The following is a 23,112-nucleotide window of genomic DNA, read 5'->3' on the forward strand; positions in this document are numbered from 1 at the left end:
GCCACTTCTAACGATAAAAAACTGTTGCCACCAGGAGCCGTCATGATCCGCGATCCCGAACTGCTTAATCAGCTTGTTGATACTATTTCTCGCTTTGTCCGTGAGCGCTTAATTCCTAACGAGGCGCGTTTAGCGGAAGAGGATGCAGTGCCTCCGGAGCTTCTAGCGGAAATGAAAGAGATGGGTCTGTTTGGGCTATCGATTCCAGAAGAGTACGGCGGCCTAGGGCTTACCATGGAGGAGGAAGCCCTGGTAGCGATAGAAATTGGTAAAACATCGCCAGCCTTTCGCTCAGTGTTTGGTACCAACAACGGTATTGGCGCCCAAGGGATTTTGATTGATGGCACCGACGAGCAAAAAGCAAAGTATGTGCCGCGCTTGGCCACCGGCGAGATTTTAAGTTCTTTTTGTTTGACCGAGCCGGATTCAGGCTCTGATGCTGCCAGCCTGCGTACTACCGCGGTGCGCGATGGCGACCATTACATTTTGAATGGCACCAAGCGCTATATCACCAACGGCCCTGAAGCTGATTTATTTACCGTAATGGCTCGCACGGACCCTGCTAACAAAGGCGCGGGCGGCATATCAGCCTTTATTGTAGAAGGTGATACACCTGGATTAATTCGCGGCCCTGCAGATAATAAAATGGGTCAGAAGGGCGCTCATACCTGCGATATTATTTTCGATAACTGCCGGGTGCCCGCCGAAAATATTATTGGCGGAAAAGAGGGGCAAGGTTTTAAAACCGCAATGAAGGTGCTTGACCGCGGACGGCTGCATATCTCAGCGGTTTGTGTAGGTGTTGCTGAGCGATTAGTAGAAGAGTCGCTGCGCTATACCATGGAGCGTAAACAGTTTGGCGCAGCCCTTGCTGAGCATCAATTGATTCAAGCGATGTTAGCGGATAGTAAAACCGAAGCCTATGCAGGCAAAACCATGGTGATGGATGCGGCACGCCGCAAAGACGATGGCGAAAATGTGTCTACCTTGGCTTCTTGCTGCAAATTGTTTTGTGCAGAAATGGTGGGTCGAGTGGCCGACCGTGCAGTGCAGGTACATGGCGGTGCAGGCTATATGTCCGAATATGCCGTTGAGCGCTTTTACCGCGATGTACGGCTATTCCGCATTTACGAAGGGACGACACAGATTCAGCAAATCGTCATTGCGCGGAATATGGTGCGGGAGGCGTCTTAATGGCTTTATCGGTCTCTTACCAAGCGCCGGATGAAAGCATCTTTGGTCGCCTCGCCAGTGAACTGGTAGCAGAGCTTCCCGACCGGCTGAGTACCCGCGTGCTGGAAAATGCCAAATTGCTTAGTGAGCATCCTGCCATTGTGGATGGCGATGTGCGCTGGAGCTACGCTGAGCTTGGTGAGGAAATACACGCCGCTTGCGACTGGTTAAGCACGATGGGTATTCGTCCTGGCGATCGCATTATGACGGTGAGTGAAAACTGTCGTGCCCTGGTTGTCTTACTGCTGGCAGCCAGTGAACTTAATGTATGGGTCGCGATTGTTAATTCACGGCTTTCGGCTCAAGAAGTTGACCTGATTCAGGGTAACTGCCTGCCCCGGCGGGTGTTCTATACCTGTGATGCTTCGCCTGAGGCTGGCCAGCACGCTCAGCGTCACGCAACCGACCGCTATCAGCACCCTACATTGGGTGGTCTGGGGATCTCGCCGCTTTATGACAGTGAGCCTGAGCCAGTGAGTATAAGCGGTGGCGAGCAAGTGGCAGCGATGATCTACACTTCGGGCACTACCGGGACACCGAAAGGCGTCATGCTGACCCACAGAGGCATTCTTTACATTGCCTCAATCTCAGGCGGTATGCGCCATTTAAGCGAAGGCCAGCGGGTCTACGGCGTATTGCCAATGTCCCACGTGTTTGGTCTCTCCTCGGTGTGTATGGGGTCGCTGTATAATGGCGCTTGCCTATATACCGTGCCGCGCTTTGATGCCGCTCAATTGTTGGCGGCTCTGAAACACGAACGAATAACCGTCCTCCAGGGCGTGCCTGCCATGTATGCTCGTGCCTTAGAGTATTTGAAGCGCGAGCAGCAACCACTTGAAGCACCTGAGTTAATTTATATCTCTGCAGGTGGCTCACCGTTAGATAGCGACACCAAAGTGCGCGTGGAGGCGGCCTTTGGGCTAGCACTGCATAACGGCTATGGATTAACCGAGGCTAGCCCCACCATCAGCCAAACGCGCATCGATGATCGCCATAGCAATAGCACCGTGGGCCGCGTGCTTCCTCTACTGGAGTATCGTCTAGAACCCCTAAGTGATAGCGGAACTTCTGAGCAGCCTGGCGAAGAAGTGGGTGAACTGTGGGTTCGCGGTCCCAATATTATGAAGGGCTATTTTCGCCAGCCAGAGGCAACCCGCGCAACATTAACCGAGGATGGCTGGCTGAATACCGGCGATATCGCCAAACTCGACCACGATGACCAGCTCTATATCGTTGGGCGCAGCAAAGAGCTGATTATCCGTTCGGGGTTTAATATTTACCCACCGGACGTAGAAGCGGTGATTAATGAGCACCCGGCGGTAACGCTGACTGCAGTGGTCGGTCGGCAAATCGCCGGGAACGAAGAAGTCGTCGCCTTTGTTCAGTGTGAACCGGGCGTCGAGGTGGAGCTTACAGAGCTTAAGGCGTTTATCGCCGAGCGGCTGGCGCCCTACAAAAGGCCCACGCAAATTGTATTAATGGATTCGCTACCGTCCACAGCCAGCGGAAAAATCCTTAAAGGGCGACTGCGGGATTTAGCTCAGCAGGAGAGCGGCAAATGAGCCAGTCATCTCAGCAAGCGCTAATGGGCTATCACGAACTGCTGGGCATGCATGTTGTTGAGTGGGAAGAGGGGCGAGTCGTCGTTGAACTGACCATTGAGCCAAAGCATCTTAACCGCAGCGGCAATGTCCACGGCGGTGTATTAGCCTCTATGTTGGATAGCGCCCTAAGCTTGGCGGGTCTGCACTGTCGCGTGCCGGGCAATATTCGCCGCGGCATGACGCTGTCCTTGACCACCACGTTTGTTGGGCCCGCTCAGCAAGGTTTACTGCGCGCCACGGGGACGCTGCGCGGAGGTGGACAGAAAACCTATATGACCAGCGGTGAGATAGTGGATGGAAACGGCAATTTAGTCGCCGTGGGTGAGGGATCATTCCGGCGCCGAAGCGGCAGTGAGTCCCCCGAAGGCATGCCCGATACCCAGCCCCAACTGACCAAGCCGTGGGAGTCCGCTGAGTGAGTCCAGCCCGCCTGCGGGTCTCTTTTCTACTGCTGGTCACTCTGGCAACGCTGTTTCATCTGGTGTTTGGGGGTGTGGTATGGCAAGCCGTTGGTATTGGCGCGCTGCTACTGTATTTAACAACACTGGGTGCTCAGCTAACCCGCATGGCGAAAGGGTTACTGTTAGCCGCAGGAGTGTTAACACTGCTTGCGCTCTGGCGCGCATCAAACCCTGGACAGCTTCTTTTTGAGGCCAGCGGGCGTTTTGCTTTTTTTGCCACCTTTGTGGTGGCTTTGAGTATGCTTCGTTTGCCTGCCTATCGCTCGCGTTTAGTACGCCGTTGTGGGCAGAGCATGCTGCTTCAGCCGCCTAGCCGTCGCTACCCAATTTTATCCCTTGGTTCAGCGCTATTTGGGATTATTCTCAATATCGGCGTGCTTAACCTGTTTGCCGCCATGATTGAAAAAAGCAATACCTTAGGGGCGGCTCAGGGGCGGGTGTGGGTACGTGAGGCGCGCCAGCGGCGCATGATGCTGGCGCTATTGCGTGGGTTTTCCCTGGCGCCGCTGATTTCTCCTATGGGTATTGGTGTGGCGGTGGTGCTGTCGAGTCTTCACCAGGTGACTTGGCTGGAGCTTGCTCCCTACATTTTGGGCGCGGCGGTGCTGATATTTCTGGCGGGATGGGCTGTGGATTTTCTCACCGGGCCGCATCCTCCTGGCAATAAAACCCAGGCCAGTAAAAACCACCTAGCCGCACCCTCATTGCGCCCGCTGGGCCAGTTTAGTGTGCTGTTGCTGGGGATTGTCGCGCTGGTGTTTAGTATCGCGTGGCTACTAGAACTGCGCTTACCGATTGCCGCGCTTATTGGTGCGCCCACAGGAGCGCTGGTTTGGCTTGCCTGGCAGCGGCGCAGGCTTGGTTATGCTGGTCTACCCGCTGCCGTCAGCGCGGTACACCGTCAGCTGCCGTGGCTGCTTTCACCCAGCGCCAATGAAATCGTGGTGCTTGGGGCGGCGGGGTACTTGGGGCACCTATGCGTGGGGCTGGTGGATACCCAGCAACTGGCGCCGCTGTTAACCGTACTGAACCAGTGGGGAGCGTTTAACGCCGTGCTCGCGATGTTGATGGTGGTAGGGCTAGCGCAAATAGGCGTTAATCCTATCGTTACGGTGACGTTGCTGGTGGGTTTATTGCCACAGCTTGGTATTGAGGGACTATCGCCTGCGCTAATCGGCGCATCGTTGATGGTTGGCTGGGCGTTGGCGCTAATGTCGTCGCCGATGACGGCATCGATGCTGATTTTGTCTCGGTTTACCGGCGTACCGGCTACGCGTATTGGCTACCGCTGGAACGGCAGATTCTTGGTCGCTTCGATTCCGCTATTGGCGGCGTGGTTTATGTGGTCACCTTTTTAGAGGTACCGACTAAGAAGTACTGTTTGAAAGGGGCAAGAACGCGGAAGCGCTTGACCTTTGGTCGGCGTTTTTTTATTGTTATTTCTATAAAGTAAAACAGTATTTTGCTATGCAAAATAAAGTGCTTTTTAATCGCCCGGAGCCGGCCTTATGAAAATACTCGTCGCGGTTAAACGCGTCATTGATTACAACGTCAAAATCCGTGTCAAAGCGGATCACTCAGACGTTGATCTTACCAATGTCAAAATGGCCATGAATCCGTTTTGCGAAATTGCTGTGGAAGAGGCGGTGCGCCTGAAAGAGAAAGGCGTGGCCACGGAAGTAGTGGCCGTAACGGTGGGGCCCAAAGCGGCCCAGGAGCAGCTGCGTACGGCGCTGGCGCTGGGTGCGGATCGCGCCATTCATATCGAAACCGATGAGCGCGCTGAATCTCTGGCGGTTGCCAAGCTGCTGGCCAAGGTGGTCGAGGAAGAGCAGCCGGGCATGGTCATTCTTGGCAAGCAAGCCATCGATACCGACAACAACCAAACCGGCCAAATGCTGGCAGCGTTGACTGGCCTGCCGCAGGGCACGTTCGCCTCAGAAGTGGCGGTGGACGGAGACAAAGTAAACGTTACCCGTGAAATTGACGGCGGCCTGCAAACTATTGCACTGACGCTGCCGGCGATTGTTACGACAGACCTGCGTTTGAATGAGCCGCGCTACGCCAAACTCCCCGATATCATGAAGGCCAAGAAAAAGCCGCTGGATGTGAAAACGCCTGCTGATTACGGCGTCGAGGTGGCTTCCAAGGTGAGCCTAATGAAAGTGGAATCGCCAGCTGAGCGTAAAGGCGGTGTCAAGGTTGCCTCCGTAGACGAGCTAATCGACAAACTAAAAAACGAAGCCAAAGTACTTTAACTAAGGTGCTTTAAATAGGAGCTAATTCCATGAGCATTCTGGTACTTGTTGATTTACACGAAGGCCAACTGGCTGGCGCTACGGCCCATGTCGTGGCAGCTGCGAAAGCCATTGGTGGTGATATTGATGTCCTCGTTGCCGGAGAGGGCGTTCAAGCCGCTGCCGACGCAGCCGCACAACTGGATGGCGTCTGCAAAGTGCGCGTTGCCGACAACGCCGTTTACGCCCACCAGCTAGCCGAACCGATGGGCGCGCTGCTGTTTGAACTGGCCGATAGCTACACCCACGTGCTTGCTAGCGCTTCCACCACCGGGAAGAACGTGCTGCCGCGCCTGGCAGCGCTCAAAGACGTTAGCCAGCTGTCTGACGTGATAGCGGTCGACAGCGCCGACACTTTCAAGCGGCCTATTTACGCGGGTAATGCCATCGCCACGGTTAAAAGCGCCGATGTGCTGAAAGTGATCACCGTGCGCACCACTGGTTTTGACGCGGTAGGCGCAGGCGGCAGCGCCAATATTGAAGCCGTGGACGTAGTGGTAGATAACAGCCAGTCGAGCTTTATCAAAGAAGAGCTGGCGAAGTCGGACCGGCCCGAGCTGGGCGGTGCCAAGGTGGTCATCTCCGGCGGCCGCGGGATGGGCAACGGGGAGAACTTCAAGTTGCTTGACGGCATTGCCGATAAGCTGGGCGCGGCTATTGGCGCCTCCCGTGCGGCCGTCGACGCAGGCTTTGTGCCCAACGATATGCAGGTAGGGCAGACCGGTAAGATTGTCGCTCCGGATTTGTATATTGCCGTGGGTATCTCCGGTGCCATTCAACATCTGGCGGGAATGAAAGACTCCAAGGTGATCGTTGCCATTAACAAGGACGACGAAGCGCCGATCTTCCAGGTCGCTGACTACGGGCTGGTGGGGGACTTGTTTGAGCTTTTGCCTGAGCTTGAGAGCAAGCTGTAAGCAGTTCATAAAAGGCTCCGAAAGGGGCCTTTTTAGTCATGAGTTCACACAATAACAACCAGTGAGTTGTCCTATGCTAACGCGCCTAACTGCCTCGTTAACTCTGCCGGTAATTGGCTCCCCTATGTTTATCGTCTCTGGGCCTGAATTAGTGATTGCCCAGTGCCAAGCAGGGATCATCGGTGCCTTTCCGGCATTAAATGCTCGGCCCGCCGAAGCGCTCCGTGATTGGCTACAGCACATTACCCAAACACTGGCTGACTATGATGAGCAGCACCCCGATAAGCCCTCAGCACCCTTTGCGGTTAACCAAATTGTGCACCCCACTAACGATCGCCTAGAGCACGATGTTGGACTGTGCGCCGAGTTTAAGGTGCCGCTGGTGATTACTAGCCTGCATGCACCTAATCAGGTAGTGGAGCAGGTGCACGCCTATGGTGGACTGGTTTTTCACGATGTCACCACGTTGCGGCACGCCAAGAAAGCCATTGATGCGGGTGTCGATGGGCTGATACTGGTATGCCACGGCGCGGGTGGTCATGCGGGGCAATTAAACCCCTTTGCGTTTGTCGCTGAGGTTCGCCGTTTCTATGATGGTCCGCTGGTGTTAGCGGGGGCCATTACCAGCGGTGAGCAAATAGCGGCTGCCCAGGCGCTAGGCGTGGATTTTGTGTATATGGGTACGCGCTTTATTGCCACCCAGGAAGCCAACGCCCAAGCGGCCTATAAGCAGATGGTACTGGAGGCGGGGGCAGGAGACATTGTATATACCAACCTATTTACTGGCGTGCACGGTAACTACCTACGGCAAAGTATTGAGCAGGCAGGGTTGGATCCTGATGCGCTGCCTGAAGGCGATAAAGCCTCAATGCGCTATGGCTCCGGTGGCAGCAGTAAAGCAAAAGCATGGCGGGATATTTGGGGCGCGGGCCAGGGCGTAGGTGGTATTGCAACGCTTAATAGCGTGGCCGAAGAAGTGACCACGCTACGTGATGATTACCAGAAGGCCTTGGAGAAAGCGCAATCTCATTTGCGGCGGCTTTGACGAAACGCGGCTAGCCGCGCCTGAAACTCTTCAGACGCTTTGCACTGATCTTGAAGCTCGCCTTCTAATGCCATGGTGTCACTTAGCGAGCGTTGCGCTGCTTCACGCAACGCTCGCTTGGTGGCGCTTAGTGCCTGGGCTGACTGTTCAACCAGCATTTTTGCGAGCGTGCGAGCTTCCTGTAACACCTGGTCATCTTCAACCGCTCGATTGGCCAAGCCTAGTTCCAAGCATCGCTCTGCTGAAATCGGCGTCGCCAAGGCGGCCATTTCAAAGGCCTGGGCGTGACCAAGCTTGCGTACTAAATGCCAACAGGCGCCGCCATCGGGAATCAAGCCAATATTAATAAAGGCAAGCTTCAGGTAGGCTGATCGCCCCATTACTACCATATCGCTGGCGAGAACATAAGAAACACCAATACCTGCTGCTGCACCGGACACTGCCGCAATGATGGGCTTATTCATTGCCATCAAACTGCGCAGAGCAGGTAAAAAGAGCGTTTCCAGTCGTTCGCTAGCCGGTTGAGACGATGCCTTCTCAAACTCTGCCAGGTCAGCACCTGCACAAAAAGAGCTGCCTTCGCCGCTAAGAATAACGCAACGGATCTGCTCATTGACGGCTACCGCCGCCAGCACTTTGTTGAGCGCTAGGGCGGTTTCTTCATTAAGAGCATTACGTACCTCTGGACGTGCAATGGTGACTTCTACTACACCGTTTTCAATTGCACTGACAGTAACTAACTGGCTGGGGTGATCTGACATATATCGCTCCTTTATCACCGTTCTAAGGCCGCCTTAGGCGACGTCTAATAGATCGCTGACCGTTTCGAGGTGATAGTCACTGTCGCCTAGGTAGTGATCAAACATCACTAGGTGTTTAGCGTAGTGAGCCACATAGCACTCTTCTGTCATGCCCATGCCGCCGTGAAGTTGAATCGCCTGCTCGGCAATAAAGCGTGCCGACTCACCGCAATAAGCTTTGGCTGCGGCAATTTTATAATCCCGTTCGCTGGCAGGCAGCGTAAGGCTAGTGGCGGCTAAAATGGCCATGGAGCGGGACTGCTCCAGATGCAGGTGCATATCCACCATACGGTGCTGAAGCGCCTGGAAGGTCGATAGCGGCAAACCAAACTGCTTGCGTTCTTTTAAATAGGCAAGCGTTTGGTCGCAGGCCTCTTCCATGGCACCAATAGCCTGCGCGCATAGTGCGGCGCGGCCAAGGGCCAGCACATCGGCCAGTGCATCGCTGACATCTTCGCTCAAGCAGTTTTCTGGCGGCAGCGTGACGTTATCCAGCGTTAGATCACCGGCGGGCTGGTCGTCCATGGTCAGGTAGAGGTGCGAAGATTTACCTGCGGTATTGTGGGGCACCACAAATAGCGCTAATTTACCGCTGTCTAATCGGGCGATTACCAAAGTGGCTGCAGCGGCCCCCAGGTTAAGAACCACGTCCTTTCTGCCGTTGAGATGCCACTGGCCGTCACGCTGAGCGGCGTGGGTGGACACGTCAAACGCATCGTAGCGGGCGTCATGCTCCTGCCAGGCCAATGCCAGCTGATGCTCGCCTTCCAGCAGCGGAGTGAGCCAACGTTTTTGCTGTTCGCCGTTGGCAGTAAGCGCTAATAGCTGGCCTGGTAATACTAGGCCAGCTAAGTAAGCTTCAGGCACTAGGCCGCGGCCGAGTGCCTGCATGATAATCATTAGGTCGGTGCCGTCGCCGCCTAAGCCGCCAACGTCTTCGCTGAAGGGCATATGCAGCAGGCCCAGCTCAGCAAAGGTGTGCCACAGTGGGGAGCGTTCAGCGTTAGCGCTGCTGAGCATTGAACGGCGCTGTTCGGGGGATACTTGGTCAGTCACCAAGCGAGTAAGCGTCTCTTCGAGCATGCGCTGCTCGTCGGTTAAAGCAAAATCCATGTTGACCTCACATTTCTAAAATTGTTTTGGCGACAATACTTTTTTGTATTTCGTTGGAGCCGCCATAAATTGATAGCTTGCGACGGTTTAAATACTGGGCACTTGCCGCAGCGCTTTGCGTGTAGGCATCATCTAAGCTTTCATCGCCATGCAGGAACTCAGGAAAGAAGGGCAGTGCGGCGGGGCCAAGCGCGCGCCGAGTGAGTTCACTTAGTTCTTGGCGAAGTTCCGAGCCACGTACTTTTAGCAGTGAGCTTTCTGCGCCGGGAGCGCCGCCGTCACGGGCAGCGGCAATCACACGTAAATTGGTGACTTCCAGCGCCATTAGCTCGAGTTCGGCCTTCACCACCCGCTGACGAAAGCTGGGCAGCGCCAGCAGCGGCTTGCCGCGATGCTGAATGCGGCTGGCCAGTGACTTTAAATGCCGCAGGGCCTGCTTAGCGTGACCGAGCCCGGCAATGCCGGTGCGCTCATGGGTAAGCAAAAACTTGGCGCAGGTCCAGCCCTGGCCTTCTTCACCAACGCGGTTTTCAATCGGCACAAGAACATTGTCTAAAAAGATTTCGTTAACTTCGTGAGCACCATCGAGGGTAATAATTGGCCGCACGGTAATACCAGGCGTCTGCATATCAATCAGCAAAAAGCTAATGCCGGCCTGCTTCTTGGCATCGGGGTCGGTGCGTACCAAACAGAAAAGCATGTTGGCGTGCTGACCCAGCGTGGTCCAGGTCTTCTGACCGTTAACAATGTAGTGATCACCGTCCCGCACGGCACGGGTATTCAGGCCTGCTAAGTCAGAGCCAGCGCCGGGCTCGGAATAGCCTTGGCACCACCAGTCCTGGTTACTCAAAATACGCGGCAGGTAGTGCTGCTGCTGTTCTGTGCTGCCAAATTTCATGATGACGGGGGCCACCATGTTGACGCCAAAAGGGACCACCGTTGGCGCGTGAGCAGCGGCGCACTCTTCATCGAATATATGCCGTTGCACCGGCCCCCAACCTGGGCCGCCGTGCTCCTTTGGCCAGTTAGATGCCAGCCAACCCTGCTCGCTGAGAATATTCTGCCAGCGCAGGTGGTCATCAGCGCTAAGGTGACGCCCTAGGCGCACGCGTTCGCTGATATCGCTGGGTAACGCATCCGCCAGAAAGCGCCGCACTTCTTCGCGAAACGCCTGCTCTTCGGGGCTAAAGGTGAGGTTCATGTTAGTCGTCCTTAGCAGTTGAATTAGCCGTTGAGCCAGCCTTTGAGACTATTTTTGAGAGGGTAGCTTGACGATGAGGACCGCCCAGGTGGCGTGGGTAGCCGAACGCTTCCACGGCCAGCAAATCAATGTCGCTTGCGCGATAGCAAAAGCCCTGTTCTGAAATACCCACGCTCACCCGTTCAAGGGCTGTTTGCTTGTCGCTGGCTGGCGCCTGTTGCATGGCTTCATACATTGTCTTCAGCAGGCTTTGCTGTTGGCTAACCACTACGTTTAGGCGAAGTGCTTTCAGCGTAAGTGCAGCCTGTTGTTGGATCAGTGGCCCTGCACTTAGGTCGACCAGCTCAACCATGCTGCCGTTATCAGCAATGATCAGGCTAAGCGCTGTGTCCTTGCCGCCGTTTTCACTGTTGCCACCATGAGTGCCAATGTCTTCCATCGTGATAATGGGACATTTGGTGGCAACGCTAGTGGCGCTATTAGGGGCAATGAGGCATAGCTCAGTGGCACTGTTTGGCGCGCTGGTTAAGGTAATGCCTGCCCGTTGGGCAGCTTTTTCCAGGCGTTCAAAGAGCCGATGCTGTCCGATTAACGCCACGTGGCTAAATGCGCTGGCGCTCTCAACGTTGGGCACTAGGTGGGGGCTGCGCGCGGCAAAAAAGAGGTGAATAAGGCCTGCGCGCTGGGGTGAGTCCATGCAGGCCAGAAACAGCTCCCGCTCGCGGCGTAAGCCGTCCTGAAGTGACGCTGCAGTCACGCAGGCCTCGATCGCTTCTACAATGCGAAAGGGTGAAAAAAGCGCTGAAGCGTCTTGGTTCAACTGTTGCAGGGTAGAGGCGATCGCCTGTGGATTCGCCGCAGGGGCAGGAAGCTCTCCGGTGATGCGTGACGTTTGCCTACCTGTGAGCACCTTCTCAGCGGCAGCTAAACCTGCTTCCAGGGGCGTTTGGGCATCACTAATCGCATCGATAATGCCTGCTTCAAGGGCTTCTTCAGCTTCTACAAAACGCCCGCTAGTGATCATCTCCAACGCGCGCTCGACGCCAACCAAGCGTGGTAACCGTTGTGTACCCCCCGCGCCGGGCAGTAAGCCAAGCTTCACCTCAGGCAACCCAACGCGAGTGCCCTTCAGTGCCACACGATAGTGACAGCCCAACGCAACTTCTAAGCCACCGCCTAGGGCGGTGCCATGTAGAGAGGCAATTAACGGTTTAGAACAGGCTTCCAGTTGGGTAATAACATCGGGTAGCAAAGGAGCCTGGGGAGGTTTGCCGAATTCTTTAATATCTGCACCGGCAATAAAGGTGCGGCCATCAGCTAACACTACCAGCGCTTTGGCTTGCGAGTCAGCGATACCTTCTTCAAGTGCCTTCACTAAGCCACTGCGCACGGCGTGCCCCAATGCGTTAACCGGTGGATTGGCAATGTGAATAACGCCTACATCGCCGTGACGCTGGTAATGAACAGACATGAATTGCTCCAATGTTTCGCATCGCGAAACTTATGATTATTTATTGGAATTGATAATGATTGAATAATGACGAAACAGGGCGGCTTAGTCAATATAGTAGAACTGTGTTCCGCAATGCAGAATTAGGCGGTTGCGAAATAACTGCTTTTAACGTTAGAAAAAATGCCGCCTACTGAGGCGACATTTTTAGAAGGATTTTTAAAAGACGGGATTCATGCTGGCGTCTTCCAACGCCGCGCGACGCGCTGTCATCCATCCAGCTATAAAGGCTTCTTCGTCCTCCGGGGCATCTGCTTTATAGCTTTCCCAGGTATCCATAAGTAGTGCCTGGCGCTCGACCAGTGCTTTTTGATGCTCTTCCATTGCATCTGTCCAGACGCCAGTGTCTCGATAATAGTCAACAACCGCATCGTGAAAAGGCACCACCCAGGTCATGTTCTGATTCTCCAGCGCATAGCCGCTTGCACCTGGGGCGTTGTCTTTATAGTCATCAAATGATTCAGTCAGCGTGGTGATCAACCCGCGCGCAGTTTCTGGAGCAAGGTCGGCATTGCTGACCATAATGGGGTAAGGGTAGCTTGCGCTGGCGAGTGGGGCGTCGGCATCAATACCAGCCCCTGCAGTAACGTCGTGGGGCTGAAAGTAGGGTGCGACGTCGAGCATGCGCTCCCAGCCATCTTTATCTTCTGTGGGTAATGTAGGCCACTGTAATCCGCGAGGGCTGGCAGAAAGGCGCTGCGCAGCTGGCGTGACGGTGGTGGTGATAGCAGCATCGGCTCGACCGCTGATTATGCCATCAAAGGCTGCGTTGTAGCCGGGGAAGTCAACGCGTTCAACGTCATCCCACGTCAGACCGGCAAATGCTAAATACGCCTCTGCGGCCTTGTTGAGGGCATCGTCTCCTCGTAGGTAGGCCAGCCGTTTACCCTCAAGGTCAGCGATTGAGTCAATCTCAACGTCACCTGCCACAGCCATACCTAAGCCAAAAGTGGCTATGGACGTGGAAATAACGCGAATAGGCTGTGGCCCCCAGTCGGGGCCTGCAAACATCATAACGCCTTCAGAACCGTAGTAGCTGGCAATGCCGCAGGCGCAAAGGTCAACCCGGCCTGTTTTTAAAGGCGTCATGCGCATTGTGTCGTTCTCGCCAGGAATAACGCGAGATTGGGTGCCATGCTCTTCCTGCAGTAGCTGACTGATGGCCATGATTTGCGCGTGGCCACTGGTTCCGGTGCCGTAGGCAGTCCAGTTAAGCGCATTAGGCATAGCAACCGCTTGGCCCGCGAAAAGAATACCTATCGCTACTCCGCTTAATTTAAATGAGATTTTTGTTTTTGTGTGCATAAAATTCCTCAGGTTGTCGTTGCTCACATTAAGCGCTAGCTGAATGTGAGCGCTGATGGTGGCGCTGGCTTAAGCGCGCTAGTAGCACGCCAGGAATTAACGCTGCGACGGCCATGCCAAGCAGTTCAAGCTGGCTTAGCGGCACCATGCCACCGCCGGGCAGGGCTAGCAGTAGGCCTGCGATTAACACCAACCCCCGAATAATGGTTTCGTGGAATACGCCATGGCCTAGTCGGCCAATCACAATCAGGTAACCCTGCATGGCGGAAGCAAATAGGATGATCCCGGCCACAGCCTGGATAAACACGGCCACTATCGTTAACGGCTCGCCTTGCATAATGAGCGCGGGATTAAGGACAAACAGGAAGGGGATAAAGTAAATCACGCTGCCTAAACGCATGGCCTGTAGGCCGGTTGCCATTGGCCGAGCGCCAGCCACGGTTGCGGCGGCAAAAGCACCGAGTGCCACGGGAGGCGTAATAAAGCTCAACATGCCCCAATAGAGGATGAACATGTGTACCGCCATGGGATCAAGGCCTCCGCCTTGAATGAGCGCAGGGGCTAGCGCCACCGCCAGGAAGATATAGGCCGCAGTAACCGTCATTCCAATACCTAACACGAAACTGGTTACCGCACCCATGATCAGCAGAAGAGGCACGCTGCCACCGGCGATGTTGATAAAGTCGTTGGCAATGGTGCCGGAAAGGCCGGTCATGGAAAGCGCGCCCACCAGCATGCCTACGCCTGCCAAAATGGCAATTAGCTCTGCAAACAGCTTGGCGGCAGACGACAACGTGTCGCCAACATCCTTCCAGCCCCAGCGGTTATGCTTTGAGAGTTGGTTAAGAACCAGTAGTAGCGCTGTTGCGTAAAAGGGCGCAACGGCTTCTCGTTGCATCACCAGTAACATCCACACCAAGAGCGCGAACACGAAGATAAAGTACCAGCCCTCTTTTAGGGTTTGCCACAGCGAAGGCAGCTCAACCACAGGCAAGCCTTTAATATCGTTACGCGCCGCGTAAGCGTCGATCTGTATAAATAACCCCAAAAAATAGAGTACCGAAGGAATAACGGCGGCAAGAGCAATAGTGGAGTAAGGAATATCCAAAAACATCGCCATAACAAAGGCGGTGGCACCCATAACGGGTGGCATTAAGACACCGCCGGTAGAGGCGCAGGCTTCTACACCCCCAGCAAAAGAGCGGGTCATGCCAATGCGTCGCATCGCCGGAATCGACAAAACACCAGTAGTCAGCACGTTGCTGATCACACTGCCGCTCATTGACCCCATTAAGCCACTTGAGAAAATCGATACTTTGGCAGGGCCACCACGTACATGCCCTAACAATGCAAAGGCCAAGTTAATAAAAAATTTACCGCCGCCGCTTTTTTGCAGTACTACGCCAAACACCAGAAAGCCGATTACAAGGCCCGCAAATGCTTGCAGCGGTACGCCCATGATGCTTTCAGTGCTCATGGTGTGGTACATGGCGGTTTCCTCTAGGCTTGAAGGAAACGCTTGAATAGGGCCGGGCACAATATCTGCTACTAGCGGGTAGAGCGAGAATACCCCGGCAATAATGGCAATAGGTAAACCACCTGCGCGTCGAGCCGCTTCAATAATCAGCAGCCAATAGGCGTAGCTGGCGTAGATAGCGAGGTCAGGTGCCGCAAATGCCCAACCGCGTTCTAAAATCGGTACTGCGTTATAAACAAAATAGCCACCGACAATGAGTGTTATGGCGCTAAGTAAGTAGTCGTACCAGGGAATCGGGCGATCTTGTAGGCTGCTGCGTATAGGCCATAGCAAAAAAACCAGCGGCAAAAGCAAGGCAACGACAGCGTAATAGAACTGCGTCTCCAGACCCGTCACAAAGGTAAGCCAGCCGATATTGAATAAGTAGTCCAGCGTCATCAGCATTAAAACGACGGTGACAGTGGCTGGAATCCAGCGTATCGCCGACGGAAGCTGACGAATTTGGCTGATCTTTTCTTTCACTTGTTGCGTAGAGGCGGGCGCGGTATCTGTGGTCATGGCGAGGTATCTGTGGTCATGGCTGAGTGTCTATTGTTATGAAGAGGTTCATCCATTAGCAGGGGCGGCAAGCGCCGCCCCCCAAGCCGGTTATTCGAAGATGGGTTCGAAGCCAGCATCGTTCAGCGCAGTGGCGCGTGCTTCCATCCAGTCAGCAGTAAATGCCTCAGCATCACTGGGTGCATCCTGCATAAAGCTTTCCCATGCGCTTAAGAGAACGTTCTGACGCTCAACGAGCTGATCTTGATGCGCCTGCATTTCATCCGTCCACACATCGATCTCTTTGTAGTACTCCACGACCGCATCGTGAAATGGCATCACCCACTGAAGGTCTTGCTCCTCTAAGGCGTAGCCAAGTGCCCCCGGGGCATTGTCTTTATAGTCATCAAAATTTTCCTGCATTGCTTTGATCAGGCCGTAGGCGACGTTGTCATCTAGGTCTTGATTGGCAACCACAATCGGGTAGGGGTAGCTGGCACTTGGAACGGGATTGTCGGCGCTAATGCCACCGGCACCAGCGGTGACTTCATGGGGGCGGAAATAGGGTGCCACTGCGGCCATACGCTCCCAGCCTGCTTCATCTTCTGGGTCGAGCACTGGCCAGCTAATACCTCTAGGGCTGCTGGCAAGCTGCTGAGCAGGCGGTGTGACTGTCGTGGTGAACGAGGCGTCAACATCGCCGGCAATGATGCCGTCAAAAGAGCGGCCATAGCCGGGGTAGTCAACGCGCTCAACGTCGTCCCAGGTTAGCCCACCAAAAGCAAGGTATGCCTCGGTACCTTTGTTGAGCGCATCGTCACCCCGAATATAGGCAACGCGCTTGCCTGCTAAGTCAGCAGGCGTTTCAACGTCTAAGTCACCGGCGACCGCAAGGGATAGGCCAAAGGAAGCGGTGGATGTGGTAATGACGCGTAGCGGCTGAGGCCCCCAGTCGCGGTCGGCAAACATCATTACGCCTTCCGCACCGTAGTAGCTGGCGATCCCACAGGCGCACAAATCCACTCGTCCTTGCTTAAGCGGTGTCATACGAGACACATCGTTGTCGCCGGGCAAAATACGCACGGATGAACCGTATTTGTTTTGCAGCATGTTGCCGATGGCAACCGCTTGGGCATAGCCGCTGGAGTTAGTGCCGTAGGCGGTCCATGCCATGGTGCGTGGCAGGTCAACTTCACTGGCGTGGCTTACTGCAGCGCCTAGCAGTGATAAAGGTAAAGCGGCAATCAGTAATCGGTGAGCGAGTGGGCGCATTTAAATGCTCCTTTATTGTGGTTGTGGTTACATTTAGTTACTTTATGTTTTGCTATGCGGTATTTGGTTTTGCTAAGTGGTCGACTGATAGTAGGTAAGCCCATAGGGATATGTCAACGCTGTTCTAACAAGCGACCCTAAATAGCATGAACTTTGCGCAAAAAAGCCAGGCATTTGCCTGGCTTTTCAAGGTAGTAAGTTCGGAGAAATTAGCTAAATTCTCGCCATGCAGCGTAGGTGCTAAGGAAGACGCGCCCGGTAAGCGCTTCAAGGAAGTCGCTTTTTTTAAGCTGATCCATGACGGGCCCTTTTACTTCGGAGAGGTGGAGCTTTACATCGGAGTCTTTTAATCGTGCATTTATGGCATCTAGGCTTTCTAGAGCTGAGGCATCAATTAAGTTTACCGCTGAACAAATGAGCACGACATGCTCAAGCTCTGGGCGGCTGGCGACTAGATTATAAACGGTATCTTCTAAATAACGGGCATTGGCAAAATAGAGGCTTTCATCTATACGTAAAAGCGCCGCAGTGCTGACTGTTTCTACATCATGGCGCTCTATGTTACGAAAATGCTCAGTATTGGGCACCCGACCCACCAGCGCGCTATGAGGGCGACTTGTGCGATATAGGAAGAGGGCAATGGAGAGCGTTACACCGCCAATAATTCCCGCCTCAATACCTTCAACTAACGTGAGCAGAATGGTGACCGCCATGGCCGCAAAATCACTGCGTGAATAGCGCCACGTCTGGCGTAGCATGGGGATATCTACCAGCGTCAAAATTGACACGGTGATGGTGGCGGCCAAGGTGGCAATCGGCAGGTAGTAGAGCCAGCCGGTAAACGACAGCGTGACCAGTGCAATGCCCAAGGCGGCAAATGCACCTGCCGCAGGCGTTTGGGCGCCTGCATCATAGTTAATGACGGTGCGTGAAAGGCCGCCCGTTACTGGCATGCCGCTGCTAACGCCAGCGGCTAAGTTGGCAGCTCCTAAGCCGATTAGCTCTTGGTTGGGTGAAATACGCTGGCGCCGTTTAGCGGCAAGCATTTGCCCCATGGATACCGACTCCACAAACCCAACTAAGCTAATCAACAGCGCTGGAATTAACAGCGCCCGCCACAGCGACGAATCCCCCCAGGGAAAACTCAGGGCGGGCAGGCCGCTAGGAATATGGCCTACCACGGCCACGCCCGCATCCGCTAATTGCCAGTGCCAAGCGGCCAGTGTGGTGGCGATGACAGCAAACACAGGACCCGCCTTGGCCGTTAAATCAGCAAGCGAATTGGGTACACCTAGGGCGCAAAGTCCCTGTTTGCCAAAACGACGCAAGGTGACCAGAAACACCAGAGTGCCACCTCCTATCGCAAAGGTGTAAGGGTTAACGTTGGGCACGTTAGGCAGCAGGGTCATCAAGCGCTCGACCAAGGTAAAACCGCTGCTAGATATGCCGAGCAAGCTACCCACTTGACTGGCAGCGATAAGAATACCTGAGGCGGTTAAAAAGCCTGAAATCACCGGGTGGCTTAAAAAGTTGCTAAAAAAGCCCATTTTAAGCCCACCCATCACTACCAGCAGTCCCCCTGAGAGCAACGAGAGCACCAGTGCTGCTTGTAGGTACGCATCACTGCCAGGGGTGGCCACAGAGCTGAGCGCGGCGCCGGTCATTAACGCAATAATAGCCACCGGCCCCACGGCTAAGGTTCGGCTGGTCCCTAACAGCGTATAGACCAGCTGCGGTAAAATGCTGGCATACAAACCAACCACGGCAGGCAAGCCTGCCAGCAAGGCATACGCCAGGGACTGCGGTATGACCATCACCGTAACGATTAGCCCCGCCAGGATATCGGCACCAAGCAGACGCCGATGGTAATGAGGAAGCCAGGTCAGAATAGGTAAATAGCGCTTTAACATAGGCTCCTAGGCATGCTCCTACTGTGCTCAACAGCTGCTGGCAGGGAATGTCGTTGAAATATGGCTGATTAGTTTAACGCGTTATACCTTAATAATCGTTTTTTTCGCTGTGGGCATCATTTTTTCTAATCCGTTATCTCCCCCCAAAGTGCTACTTCTTTCATTAGCATTACCCGTTAAGCTGGCTTGGAAATAAGTAATCCCCAAATGGCATCGTTTAGACGATAGGGGTGGGTTTGCTTTTTTCTCGCATTGCTTCGTTGCTCAATAACGTCAATTAAAAAAGAGTGTTTCTTATGCGACTAATTTTTATGCTAGTACCGTTGGGGTTGCTGGGCCTGTCCGTTTGGCTGGCGTCACAGGCAAATATGCTGCCCTACCTCGCGGTCGCCTGCGCTGTATTGGCTGGCGCAGGCTTAATGCTCAGCGCGTTGCAAAGCGTTTATTCTGCCGATCAGAACCGTTTAGCAATGCCAACGCGTGGTTTAAAACCGCTGCGAGACTACGCTTCTTTGCGGGCGATGGCCTATGGGCTTATGAACCGCGCCAGCAGAACCGCCATTGCTTCGGCTGAGGTTTCTCACTACGCCGACTTGATGGATCAACGTCTATCCAAGCAAGAAGTAATGGCCAGGGATGCCTCGTCCAGCATGGGTGCGATTAACGCGGCCATTATGCAGGTCAGCGCCAGTGCTACCCAGGTGGCTTCGCTTGCTGAGAGTGCTCGACAGTCGAGCCACCTGAACCATAGCGAATTGGTTGACATTATTACTGATATGGCGGATGTCGCCGAGCGCTCCGATCAAGCGCTTGAGATGTTGACGGCGCTTAACGATAAAATTGAACGCGTGCGCAATGTCACCTCCATGATTGAAGGCATTGCTGAACAAACCCACTTGCTGTCACTTAATGCGTCTATTGAGGCAGCGCGGGCAGGTGAGCATGGCAAGGGGTTTGCCGTGGTGGCCGGGGAAGTGCGTAATTTAGCGCTAAAAACATCAACGGCTACCCAAAGTGTCGATGAGCTTGTTAAGGACATGCACCAAAGCGGGCATAGCGTTGTCGCTACCATGGGGTCGTTAATGACTCGTATCCGCGAGCGTTCACAAGGACTGCAGCAAGTAGGTGGCAGCCTGGCGACAATTACCCAGGAGTTTGATGATGTGCAGCGTGAAATTACCAGCGTGGCAGAAGCCATGTCCAGCACCAGAGAGCACAGTCAAACGGTTGCGGACAGCCTGCGCCAGTTAGAAGACGATGTAGATGAAGGCAACAGAAATATGCACGATTTAGCCACCCAAGCCCGTGCATTAATGGATGCCGCAGAGGGTGTTGATGGTGAGCTAGCACAGCAGCGTTTAGAAGGACGGCACCAGCAAGTATTTAGCGCTGCGCGCCGCACCGCCGACCAAATAGGCAAGTTATTTGAAAAAGGGATCGCGAGTGGCCAGCTATCACAGGACGCGTTATTTCAGCCGGAGTATCGCCTTATCCCTGGCACTCAGCCGCCGCTTTACCACACGGGGTTTGACGACTTTACCGATCAACATCTGCACAGCCTGCAAGAGCCGCTGCTTTCCCAAGTTGGCCTGAGCTACGCCATTGCTTGTGACCGTAAAGGCTATGTGCCTACCCACAACGCGGCGGTAAGTCGGAAGCCCACCGGCGATATTGATCACGACTTAAAGTACTGTCGTAGTAAGCGTATTTTCGATGACCCAACGGGCAGCCGCTGTGGGGCCCATGAAAATCCGCTGCTGTTACAAACCTACAAGCGCGACACTGGAGAAATTATGCATGACCTTTCAGTGCCGATTTATGTGAATGGCAAGCATTGGGGCGGTTTCCGCGTTGGCTATTGCCCGGTACATGACGAAGTCACCCACCGTGATACTCCTGTACTGCCCCCCGCTAGCCAACCAACGCTAATTGACCCTCGGTTGACGCGGGCGTGATTGCCAGGAAGACCAGGAGTAGAGTGCAAGGCCTGTCCAGATCATCAAGAAGGTTGCCAGTTGAATAAGGCCGAGCGGTTCACCGAAAACGGTTAATGCAATCAAGAACTGGATGCTCGGGTTGATGTACATTAAAAACCCAAGCGTGGCGAGTCGTAAGCGGCGTGCGGCTCCCGCAAAAGCCATCAGTGGCAGCGCGGTAAGCACTCCGCTAATGACCAGTAGAATCGACATCGGCACATCATGGATAAAGTGCGACTCCCCTTGCCAGCTAAGCCAAGTGAGCGCCATAAGTGCAAGGGGAAACAGCAGTAGCGTTTCCACAAACAGGCCTGAAAGCCCGTCTAACGGCACCTGCTTACGAAATAGCCCATAGCTACCGAAGCTTAGTGCTAGTAGCAGGCTAATCCAGGGAAGTTCTCCAAGCATTACAAACTGTATGCCAATAGCAAGGCTGGCTAACCCAAGCGCCACCAGTTGTAGGCGCGCCATGACTTCGCGAAGTACCAGCATGCCAAGGGCCACGTTTACCAATGGGGTTAAAAAGTAGCCTAAACTGGCCTGAAGTACCTGCTTACTTTCCACGGCATAAATGTAAATTCCCCAGTTAAACGCAATCAGCAGCGCGCAGGCTAATACACGTCCTAAGCGTTTAGGCTCTACCAGTGCCGCAACCACCGGTGGCCAGCGCCGTAATAGGCTGATTAAGCCCACTAAAAAAAGGCACGACCAGAGGATCCTGTGAATAAGGATTTCAAAGGCAGGAATTCCCTGGAACAGAGCAAAAAATAGTGGAAAGCAGCCCCACATGGTGTAAGCGGTTAAGCCAAACATAACGCCTTTAACCGCCTCGGGATCCCGGGAAGAAGGTGGAAGCATAGCAGCCTCATTAATTTAAAATGCTAATCTAGCACACAATAAGAGAAGACACTGACGAAAGGAGAGGTGGCATGAGTCAGCTGAGAACGAGCCTAGTACAGTGTGATTTACGCTGGGAAAACCCCGAGGCAAATCACACACACCTTGAAAAGTTGCTGGGGGAACTGGACAGTCGTGATACCGACCTTGTTGTGTTGCCCGAAATGTTTGCCACGGGCTTCACTATGAACTCTCGGGAAATGGCCCAGCCAATGGAGGAGAGCCAGAGCGTTTCTTGGCTTCAAAACCAAGCCAAAGCGAGGGGCTGCGTCATGACCGGCAGCGTCGCTATTGTTGACCAGGGCGAGTACTACAATCGAATGGTCTGGGCGACGCCGGAGGGCAGCCTTCGCTATTATGACAAACGCCACCTATTCCGTATGGCAGGTGAGCACGAGCGTTATGATATGGGTAAGCAGCGTCAGCTAGTTGAATTAAAGGGCTTCAAGCTACTACTGAGCGTTTGCTACGACCTACGCTTTCCCGTTTGGATGCGTCAGCAGCCAGCAGACGATGAGCATTTCGAGTATGATGCGCTGCTGTGTGTCGCCAACTGGCCTGCCCCGAGGCGCCAACCCTGGCGTACATTGCTTCAAGCTCGCGCGGTTGAAAACCTTGCCTACGTGGTAGGTGTTAATCGAGTGGGTCAAGATGCTAAAGGACTCGCCTACAGTGGTGATTCCATGCTGGTCGATTTCAAAGGGGAACCGCTGATCGACCAACCCGCAAATGCTCCGTTTATTGAAACGGGGACGCTAGATAAAACGGACCTAGATGCTTTTCGTGAAAAATTTCCTGCTTGGCAAGATGCCGACCGCTTTTCATTACTGCCAGGAGTGGGTCAATAATGCGCCTTGATCGCTTCTTGAGTGAAACAACTCCATTAACCCGCAGCTTAGCCAAGCGGGCGCTGAAAAATGAAGAAGTTACCTTAAATGGTGAACTCATCAAGCAATCAGCGACCCAGATAGATACTGCCCACGATGAAGTAAAACTCAACGGTGAAACGCTGGTATTAGTCGGGCTGCGTTACCTGATGATGCATAAACCGGTGGACGTCGAGTGCACCGCTCGGCGTGGGCTCTATCCACGGGTAATTGACTTGATTGACCTGCCGAAAGTGGAGCGGCTACAGCCGGTAGGGCGGCTAGATGTCGACACCACCGGCCTGTTATTGTTGACTGACGATGGGCAGTGGTCCCACCGGGTGACTTCTCCGCGCCATCGCTGTGCGAAGGTGTATATTGCTGATTTGGCTGAGCCATTTGAGGATGAGTCGGCTCAGTGGGCGGTGAAGCAGGTGGCCGAAGGGATCATGCTAGACGGTGAAGAGACCCCCACTCAGCCCGCCACGCTGCGCTTTATTACGCCACAACAAGCTGAACTGACGATAACCGAAGGGCGCTATCACCAAGTAAAACGAATGTTTGCTGCTTTAGGTAATCACGTGACCACGCTGCACCGACGTTCGATTGGCGACGTGGTACTGCCGGATGACTTAGCGCCGGGTGAATGGCGAGTGCTTACTCCCGAAGAGATTGCTAGTTTCTAGCCCTA

Annotated in this window: 19 protein-coding genes; 10 read left to right on the top strand and 9 right to left on the bottom strand. The window is 54.1% G+C overall.

From position 1 onward, the window contains the following. Positions 1 to 42: 42 nt before the first annotated feature. From P8S54_RS01695 to P8S54_RS01725, 7 genes are all read left to right on the top strand, one after another. Entirely contained in the window at positions 43 to 1,194 is a 1,152-nt protein-coding gene (locus P8S54_RS01695; protein ID WP_281442959.1) for an acyl-CoA dehydrogenase family protein, read from the top strand. Continuing rightward, positions 1,194 to 2,795: a class I adenylate-forming enzyme family protein gene (locus P8S54_RS01700; protein ID WP_281442960.1), complete on the top strand. Its 1,602-nt coding sequence runs from the start codon at positions 1,194 to 1,196 to the stop codon at positions 2,793 to 2,795. Before P8S54_RS01695 ends, P8S54_RS01700 begins: the two co-directional genes overlap by 1 nt. After that, a complete protein-coding gene (locus P8S54_RS01705) occupies positions 2,792 to 3,256 on the top strand; it encodes a PaaI family thioesterase (RefSeq protein ID WP_281442961.1) in 465 nt (154 codons plus the stop codon). Before P8S54_RS01700 ends, P8S54_RS01705 begins: the two co-directional genes overlap by 4 nt. Continuing rightward, positions 3,253 to 4,656 carry a hypothetical protein gene (locus P8S54_RS01710; protein WP_281442962.1) on the top strand — a complete coding sequence of 468 codons (1,404 nt, stop codon included), beginning with the start codon at positions 3,253 to 3,255 and terminating at the stop codon, positions 4,654 to 4,656. The genes P8S54_RS01705 and P8S54_RS01710 overlap by 4 nt, the downstream gene beginning before the upstream one ends. 150 nt (positions 4,657 to 4,806) lie before the next feature. Further along, positions 4,807 to 5,556, top strand: a complete 750-nt coding sequence (locus P8S54_RS01715) for an electron transfer flavoprotein subunit beta/FixA family protein (protein WP_281442963.1) — start codon at positions 4,807 to 4,809, stop codon at positions 5,554 to 5,556. Positions 5,557 to 5,585: 29 nt separating this feature from the next. Beyond that, complete coding sequence (locus P8S54_RS01720) at positions 5,586 to 6,512, top strand: FAD-binding protein (RefSeq protein ID WP_281442964.1); 927 nt, start codon at positions 5,586 to 5,588, stop codon at positions 6,510 to 6,512. A gap of 73 nt (positions 6,513 to 6,585) precedes the next feature. Continuing rightward, complete coding sequence (locus P8S54_RS01725) at positions 6,586 to 7,557, top strand: nitronate monooxygenase family protein (protein ID WP_281442965.1); 972 nt, start codon at positions 6,586 to 6,588, stop codon at positions 7,555 to 7,557. On the opposite strand, the gene P8S54_RS01730 is transcribed toward P8S54_RS01725, so the two are convergent. From P8S54_RS01730 to sulP, 8 genes are all read right to left on the bottom strand, one after another. Next, positions 7,539 to 8,318, bottom strand: a complete 780-nt coding sequence (locus P8S54_RS01730; RefSeq protein WP_281442966.1) for an enoyl-CoA hydratase-related protein — start codon at positions 8,316 to 8,318, stop codon at positions 7,539 to 7,541. The genes P8S54_RS01725 and P8S54_RS01730 overlap by 19 nt on opposite strands. A 33-nt stretch (positions 8,319 to 8,351) precedes the next feature. Continuing rightward, positions 8,352 to 9,470 (bottom strand): acyl-CoA dehydrogenase family protein, encoded by a 1,119-nt coding sequence (locus tag P8S54_RS01735; protein WP_281442967.1) that lies wholly within the window; start codon positions 9,468 to 9,470, stop codon positions 8,352 to 8,354. A gap of 7 nt (positions 9,471 to 9,477) precedes the next feature. Further along, positions 9,478 to 10,671 carry an acyl-CoA dehydrogenase family protein gene (locus P8S54_RS01740; RefSeq protein WP_281442968.1) on the bottom strand — a complete coding sequence of 398 codons (1,194 nt, stop codon included), beginning with the start codon at positions 10,669 to 10,671 and terminating at the stop codon, positions 9,478 to 9,480. A gap of 1 nt (position 10,672) precedes the next feature. Beyond that, entirely contained in the window at positions 10,673 to 12,142 is a 1,470-nt protein-coding gene (locus P8S54_RS01745; protein WP_281442969.1) for an enoyl-CoA hydratase/isomerase family protein, read from the bottom strand. A 198-nt stretch (positions 12,143 to 12,340) separates the two neighbouring features. Further along, entirely contained in the window at positions 12,341 to 13,486 is a 1,146-nt protein-coding gene (locus P8S54_RS01750) for a TAXI family TRAP transporter solute-binding subunit (RefSeq protein ID WP_281442970.1), read from the bottom strand. A 28-nt stretch (positions 13,487 to 13,514) separates the two neighbouring features. Next, complete coding sequence (locus P8S54_RS01755) at positions 13,515 to 15,521, bottom strand: TRAP transporter fused permease subunit (protein ID WP_281442971.1); 2,007 nt, start codon at positions 15,519 to 15,521, stop codon at positions 13,515 to 13,517. A 90-nt stretch (positions 15,522 to 15,611) separates the two neighbouring features. After that, entirely contained in the window at positions 15,612 to 16,772 is a 1,161-nt protein-coding gene (locus P8S54_RS01760) for a TAXI family TRAP transporter solute-binding subunit (RefSeq protein ID WP_281442972.1), read from the bottom strand. A gap of 209 nt (positions 16,773 to 16,981) precedes the next feature. After that, positions 16,982 to 18,682, bottom strand: coding sequence for a sulfate permease (gene sulP, locus P8S54_RS01765; protein WP_281442973.1), 1,701 nt, complete (start codon positions 18,680 to 18,682; stop codon positions 16,982 to 16,984). Positions 18,683 to 18,978: 296 nt separating this feature from the next. Here sulP and P8S54_RS01770 point away from each other — a divergent pair, with 296 nt between their 5' ends. Then, positions 18,979 to 20,637 carry a methyl-accepting chemotaxis protein gene (locus P8S54_RS01770; protein WP_281442974.1) on the top strand — a complete coding sequence of 553 codons (1,659 nt, stop codon included), beginning with the start codon at positions 18,979 to 18,981 and terminating at the stop codon, positions 20,635 to 20,637. Here the strand turns inward: P8S54_RS01770 and rarD are convergent. Then, on the bottom strand, positions 20,608 to 21,516 hold the full coding sequence (gene rarD / locus P8S54_RS01775; RefSeq protein ID WP_281442975.1) for an EamA family transporter RarD: 909 nt from the start codon (positions 21,514 to 21,516) through the stop codon (positions 20,608 to 20,610). The genes P8S54_RS01770 and rarD overlap by 30 nt on opposite strands. 71 nt (positions 21,517 to 21,587) lie before the next feature. On the opposite strand from rarD, the gene P8S54_RS01780 reads away from it, so the two are divergent. Together P8S54_RS01780 and P8S54_RS01785 are read left to right on the top strand one after the other, a co-directional pair. Continuing rightward, positions 21,588 to 22,403 carry an amidohydrolase gene (locus tag P8S54_RS01780; RefSeq protein WP_009097501.1) on the top strand — a complete coding sequence of 272 codons (816 nt, stop codon included), beginning with the start codon at positions 21,588 to 21,590 and terminating at the stop codon, positions 22,401 to 22,403. Next, positions 22,403 to 23,107 carry a pseudouridine synthase gene (locus tag P8S54_RS01785; protein WP_281442976.1) on the top strand — a complete coding sequence of 235 codons (705 nt, stop codon included), beginning with the start codon at positions 22,403 to 22,405 and terminating at the stop codon, positions 23,105 to 23,107. The genes P8S54_RS01780 and P8S54_RS01785 overlap by 1 nt, the downstream gene beginning before the upstream one ends. Positions 23,108 to 23,112 lie beyond the last annotated feature (5 nt).

It is taken from the genome of Halomonas sp. M1 (genome assembly GCF_029581375.1).
Classification (GTDB): domain Bacteria; phylum Pseudomonadota; class Gammaproteobacteria; order Pseudomonadales; family Halomonadaceae; genus Vreelandella.